The following is a 3,616-nucleotide window of genomic DNA, read 5'->3' as shown; positions in this document are numbered from 1 at the left end:
GCCAAAACGATTTTATACGTGCCGCAGGACAACCGTCCCGTTGACTTTGCCTATACGGTCAGTACGGCAGAAGATGCCGGATATACGGTGATAACTCCGCCAGACCGGTATTTATCGGGGTCTAATTTCCAGGGTTCTCCCGATAAGCTTATGGAATGGGTAGAAGAAAATGCCGGCAAAGCCGATGCTATGGTACTGTCGGTGGATTCCCTGGTCTATGGGGGACTTGTCGATTCGCGCAAACATAACCTTTCTATGGATACTCTGCTGGCCCGTTTGGAAAAGGTAGAAAACCTGCACAGCAAGTTTGGCAAAGTGCCGATTTATGCTTTCAGTACAGTCATGCGCAGTCCCTGGGCCGGTGGCAAGGGCGTCGAACCGGATTACTATCTCAAATCCGGCAGTGACATTTATGAGCTGGCATCACTCCAGGCAAAGATGGATGAAGAAGGATTGACTCCGCAGGAACGGAATGACTGGTTCAGCATCATGCGCCGCGTCCCGGCCGAATATCTGCAGGACTGGTTCAGCCGCCGTAAGAAGAATATGGCCATCAACTATCGCCTCATTAGTGATGCCCGAAAAGGCATCTTTACCTATTACAGTCTCGGTCATGATGATAATTCTGTCCGTACCCAGTCGTCACTGGAATCGAAATATCTTGAACAAGCAGGAGCCGATATCCCGAAGACCAGTTTCGGGTCGTTCCCGGGCGCTGATCAGCTGGGGTTGCTGCTCATTACGCGGGCTAATAATGATTTTAATAATTATCATCCTAAAGTAACGGTCATCTATCCTCTCGGCGGGGGAGAAAAGACTGTGCCGAGTTACGACGGACAAGCTATAGGGAAGACGATTGCCGAACATATTGAAGCTATCGGCGGTACGATAACGGACAAGGAAAAGCCGGACCTGCTGCTGGCCGTCAATACGCCTCTTACGACATCGACGCGTGAATCGGGGAATTTTGAAAATTTCCCCATCATGCTGGACTCGACGCGGACATTCCTCACACAGATAGAAAAGGCTATGGCCCAGAATATACCAGTCAGCCTCGTCGATATGGCCTTTTCCAACGGGTCAGATAATACGCTGATATATGGTTTATATAAGGATAAGATGATGTATCAGCTGGCGGCATATAATGGATGGAATACAGCCAGCAATTCTGTCGGATATGGTATATCTCAGGGGATTCTGGCCCGGTATATGTCTCCCGATGCCCATCAGCGCATGCTGACGACCCAGTATCTGGACAACTGGGCGTATCAGGCCAATGTCCGGGATTATATTTACCGGATACAGCAGAAGGTAGAGGCCAATACAGAGCAGAAGTATTATCCGACGGTGATGAGCGAAATGCAGAGCCGTACGAAAGAACAGCTCCAGCGGTATGCCCAGACATATCTGGGCATCGATCCCCGTACTGTCAATGTCACATTCCCGTGGAACCGGCTGTTTGAAGTCTACGTCGATGTTCATTCTCAGCCGGATGTAAGTCTGGAAAGTGATGTCCGGCAGGGACTGCGCCAGAAAGAACTGGACCGTCTGGCGGCCCAGCAGGAAGCAGCCCGCAAGGCTCTGGAAGCAGAAAAACAGAAAACGGTTAAAGATAAAAATGCCAAGATAGATCCGAAAGTAAAAGAAGAACTGGAACAGGCTGAACAGGCTGCGCGGGAACAGTACGAAGCAGAGTTGCAATCCCAACAGCTGGCCCGGGAAGAAGAACAGGCCCAGAATAACCGGACCTGGGTTCCCAAAGACTAGGACAGAAGAAGGTAGTTTACAGATTGTAGTTTTTGAAAAAACGGGTGCAGAAGGGACAATATGAACCAGCAAAAAGCCCATGGATGTGTACGATGAAAGGTGTACATATCCATGGGCTTTTTTGCTGGCTTTGTTAAGTTCGTGCGATGGGGATGACTTTCGTTTTTTCGGTCTTGCAGATAGCGTTGCCATTAGTCGCATTTGTAATGGCCTGGATTGCCGGACCGGCCTGCTCTTCCGGAATTTCCAGAGTAAATGTGACGTCAGAGGCAAAGGAACGGTCTGCAATGCGAACGGCATACGATGGGACCAGACGTTCTATGACGCTCACAAAGGAATAGGGGAAGGAAACGTTTACGACCTGATAAGGGAGATAGTCGGCAATTTCCGCTGCTTCCAGACCGAGGGTTACACAATGGCTGTAAGCCCGTATCAGGCCGCTGGCACCGAGCTTGATGCCGCCGAAATAGCGGGTGACGACAACAACGGTGTTGGTGATGCTGTTTTTTTTCAGTACTTCCAGCATCGGGCGGCCAGCTGTTCCCGACGGTTCTCCGTCGTCACTGGATTTCTGGATGGCGCCGGCAGGACCAATCTGATAGGCATAACAATTGTGCCGGGCATCCCAGAATTCCTTGCGCCGGGCTTCGATGAAAGCAGATGCTTCCTCTTCGCAGGTCACTTCTCTGAGATGGACGAGAAAACGGGATTTTTTTATGGTATATTCTGTTTCGGCACTGCCATAAACGGACGTAATATGCGGACTGGTCATAATCGGATTTCCTCGCAAATTATAAATGTGTATAAAAAAGCCGCCGGAATCCGGCGGCCTTAGTTTCATTGGTGGGAATAGTTGAATTCGAATCAACGACCTTCACGATGTCAACGTGACGCTCTAACCAACTGAGCTATACCCCCATGCGACTTGTTTAGTATACTCAATTTCACACGTATTGTCAAGTATCTTTGAAGAAAAAATAAAATTTTTTTTTCAAAGATACTTACAGTCTGTACACGGCAAATCCTGCGGCTATGGCAGCGAGAAAACGTGTTGGCAGAGGTATCCTATCAGTAGTATAATATGTCTATCGTGCTGGAAAGGGGGAGAAAAAATGGCCCGCATTGTATTGGTTACAGGAGGCGCCCGCAGTGGCAAGAGTCAGTTTGCCGAGCAATATCTGGAGGCGTGTCCCGGACGGCATGGGTATATTGCAACGGCCCGGGTCCTGGATGATGAAATGGCAGACCGGGTGGCCCGTCACCGCAGCCGTCGTCCGGCGTCGTGGCAGACCTTTGAAGTACCGTCTGGACTGGGAAATCAGATTGACCATATTTTACAGCAGACTGATAACATCCTGCTTGATTGTCTGACCCTGTATTTTTCTAATTTCCTGCTGCAGCGTGACGGAGATGATTTCTCCCATATCCTGAAAGAAGCAGAGAACGAATGGGACGGGGTGCTGCGGGCCGTGCGTCAGAGCGGGGATGGTGTCTTCGTCGTTGTTACCAATGAACTGGGATCGGGCATCGTCCCCATGGCAAAAGTGAGCCGCCAGTACCGTGATCTCATCGGTTTCCTGAATCAGCATACCGCTGCGGAAGCAGATGAGGTGTATCTGAGTGTATGTGGCATTACTATGGAAATTAAAAGCCGGCAGGTCCATCTTCCATTGCGGGAGGAACGGCCATGACGAGTTTTCTCATTGCCCTCCAGTTCCTGACGCGGATACAGCTGGCCCGGCATCTGACCTGGACGAATGAGGCCTTTGGCGCGTCACTGCGATGTTTTCCGCTGGTGGGAGGCTGTATCGGCCTGTTCCTGTGCCTGTGCTGGTTTGCTGTAGGTCTG

At 50.4% G+C, this 3,616-nt stretch carries 4 protein-coding genes and 1 tRNA gene; 3 read left to right on the top strand and 2 right to left on the bottom strand.

Annotation, left to right across the window (positions count from 1 at the left end; all coding sequences use genetic code 11):
* The coding region (locus DBO31_RS04685; protein WP_150824560.1) for a DUF4127 family protein at positions 1-1,767 on the top strand (1,767 nt) is incomplete at its 5' end.
* A 133-nt stretch (positions 1,768-1,900) separates the two neighbouring features.
* On the opposite strand, the gene DBO31_RS04680 is transcribed toward DBO31_RS04685, so the two are convergent.
* Together DBO31_RS04680 and DBO31_RS04675 are read right to left on the bottom strand one after the other, a co-directional pair.
* The gene (locus DBO31_RS04680; RefSeq protein ID WP_113855762.1) at positions 1,901-2,539 is read right to left on the bottom strand and encodes a YigZ family protein; all 639 of its coding nucleotides are present in this window, start codon (positions 2,537-2,539) and stop codon (positions 1,901-1,903) included.
* 69 nt (positions 2,540-2,608) lie between these two features.
* Positions 2,609-2,685, bottom strand: a tRNA-Val gene (locus DBO31_RS04675).
* A 194-nt stretch (positions 2,686-2,879) separates the two neighbouring features.
* On the opposite strand from DBO31_RS04675, the gene cobU reads away from it, so the two are divergent.
* Both cobU and DBO31_RS04665 read left to right on the top strand, forming a co-directional pair.
* A complete protein-coding gene (cobU, locus tag DBO31_RS04670; RefSeq protein WP_113855763.1) occupies positions 2,880-3,458 on the top strand; it encodes a bifunctional adenosylcobinamide kinase/adenosylcobinamide-phosphate guanylyltransferase in 579 nt (192 codons plus the stop codon).
* A partial coding sequence (locus DBO31_RS04665; RefSeq protein ID WP_200817460.1) for an adenosylcobinamide-GDP ribazoletransferase occupies positions 3,455-3,616 on the top strand: 162 nt, incomplete at its 3' end. The genes cobU and DBO31_RS04665, both read left to right, overlap by 4 nt.

The organism is Megasphaera sp. DJF_B143, from assembly GCF_900320625.1.
GTDB lineage: Bacteria > Bacillota > Negativicutes > Veillonellales > Megasphaeraceae > Megasphaera > Megasphaera hexanoica.
Note: the sequence above shows the minus strand (reverse complement) of the source record. Positions and strands in the feature narration are given on the sequence as shown.